At 73.3% G+C, this 2,017-nt stretch carries 2 protein-coding genes and 1 pseudogene; 1 reads left to right on the plus strand and 2 read right to left on the minus strand.

From position 1 onward, the window contains the following. A pseudogene (locus DQW06_RS29495) lies at positions 1-92 on the minus strand (isoprenyl transferase); the annotation flags it as partial. After that, positions 89-820, minus strand: coding sequence for a DNA repair protein RecO (gene recO, locus DQW06_RS11030; RefSeq protein ID WP_013151781.1), 732 nt, complete (start codon positions 818-820; stop codon positions 89-91). The gene recO and the pseudogene DQW06_RS29495, both read right to left, overlap by 4 nt. Before the next feature lie 320 nt (positions 821-1,140). Between recO and DQW06_RS11035 the strand changes: the two genes are divergently transcribed. Beyond that, on the plus strand, positions 1,141-2,007 hold the full coding sequence (locus DQW06_RS11035) for a CAP domain-containing protein (RefSeq protein WP_232833005.1): 867 nt from the start codon (positions 1,141-1,143) through the stop codon (positions 2,005-2,007). Positions 2,008-2,017: the final 10 nt, after the last annotated feature.

Raw genomic sequence — 2,017 nt, forward strand, 5'->3', positions numbered from 1 at the left:
GCGGGGAGCTCGGGGGGACGCGCGCCGCTGGGGTGCGGAACGGGCGCGGCGTACTCCCGCCGTTTACCGGTGTCGAAGCTGAACAGACTCAAGAACGCTCCACATGGCGCAGTGATCGGATTCCGTTTTCCAGGTGCCACTGTAGGTAGGCCGCGACCAGCCCGCTGCACTCGGAGCGCTGCCTGTCCTCGCTGGCGTCCGCGCTCTCCCAGTCCCCTCCGAGCAGTGCCGACATGAGTCGGAGCGTGTCCGGGGACGGGTGCACGGAGCCGTGGGGACGGCACACCGTGCAGACCATACCTCCGGCGTGGACCGCGAACGCGCGGTGCTCCCCCCGGCTGCCGCAGCGGGCGCACTCGGCCAGCGAGGGCGCGTACCCGGCGACGGCGAGCGAGCGCAGCAGGTAGGCGTCCAGGACCAGCCGGGAGTCGTGGCTTCCCTCACCCAGGGTACGCAGCGCGCCGATGAGCAGGAGGAACTGGCGCAGCGCCGGGTCCTTCTCGACCGAGACGACCTTCTCCGCGGTCTCCAGCATCGCGGTGGCGGCGGTGTAGCGGGAGTAGTCCGACACCACCGCCTCGCCGTAGGCCCGCACGGTCTCGGCCTGGGTGATCACGTCCAGCGTGCGGCCCGCGTGCAGCTGGAGGTCGACGTGGGTGCACGGCTCCAGGCGGGCGCCGAAGCGGGACCTGGTGCGGCGCACCCCCTTGCCGACGGCGCGGACCAGGCCGGTGCGCCGGGTCAGGAGGGTGATGATGCGGTCGGCCTCGCCCAGCTTCTGGTTGCGCAGGACGACACCCTCGTCGCGGTAGAGACTCACATCCCCATTGTCGCGGATACCACGGACCGTCCACGCGGACGGTGGAGCACGAAACCCCTCTATGACCAGCTTTATTACAGTTTGGTTTCCCTTTTTGCGACATTTGCTCTACTCTCACGCGCTAGGCGCTCCGCGTCGGGCCCGCCGCCCTTCCCCCGCGGCACTCTCCCGGAGCAGCCGCGCGCATCCCGCGCGCTCCCCGACACGGGTTCACCCGAGACCCGCGGGGCACGAGCGAGGGCCGGCCTGAGCGCGGACCCCGCGCGAGCGGCGCCCCGTCGCGCCCGTGCCCCGACGTCCCACTTCCCGAGGAGGGCCCCATGGCGCGTGGTCGCCGAGGCAGGCGCAGGAAGAGCGCCGACCGACACCGCCGTTCCGGGCGCGGACTGCGCTCGATACCGCTCGCGGTACCCATGGCCGCGGTGCCCGTCGGCCTGGTCGTGGCGGGCGCTCTGCTGTTCACCGGCGCGGAGTCCGGCCTCGACCCCTTCCGGAACACGGCGGACGGCCAGGCGCGGGAGGGAGGGCTCGGCACCGCGGTCACCGACGACTCGCTCGTGCCCGAGGCCTCCGAGGACGCCGACTTCTTCGCCTCGCCCACCGCGACGCCTCAGCGCGAGCCCGCGCCCTCCGGGGAGGGCGTCGAGCCGCAGAGCGCGCAGGCCTCCTCCGTTCCCGAGGACAGCGGGGACGAGGACACCGGCGGCGCTGGCAGCGGTGGCGGCGGTGGCGGCTCGGAGTCCGGTGGCGGGGTCTCGGGCGGCGGTGACGGCGGCGGCAACGGCGGCGGTGGCGGCGACAGCGGTCCGGACGCCCCCGCCGGCGGAGCGACCGAGCAGGTCGTGACCCTGGTCAACGCCCAGCGCGCGGACGCCGGCTGCGGCCCGCTGCGGGTGGACTCACGGCTGACCGCCGCCGCCCAGGAGCACAGCGAGGACATGAACCGGCGCGACTACATGAGCCACGAGAGCCCCGAGGGCGAGGGCCCCGGGGACCGGGCCGACCGCCACGGCTACGACGCCTGGGGCGCGGAGAACGTCGCCAAGGGGCAGACCAGCCCCCAGCAGGTGATGGACGCCTGGATGAACAGCGACGGACACCGCAGGAACATCCTCAACTGCGACCTGGTCGCGATCGGCGTCGGCGAGTCCGGCAACGCCTGGACCCAGATGTTCGGCTGGGAGTAGCCCCCGGCCC

The organism is Nocardiopsis sp. TNDT3 (assembly GCF_003427465.1).
Lineage (GTDB): Bacteria > Actinomycetota > Actinomycetes > Streptosporangiales > Streptosporangiaceae > Nocardiopsis > Nocardiopsis dassonvillei.

Bases quoted from the DNA above. Each gene is read 5' to 3' on its own strand.
- DQW06_RS11035 (WP_232833005.1), top strand. From the start codon at position 1,141: ATGGCGCGTGGTCGCCGAGGCAGGCGCAGGAAGAGCGCCGACCGACAC.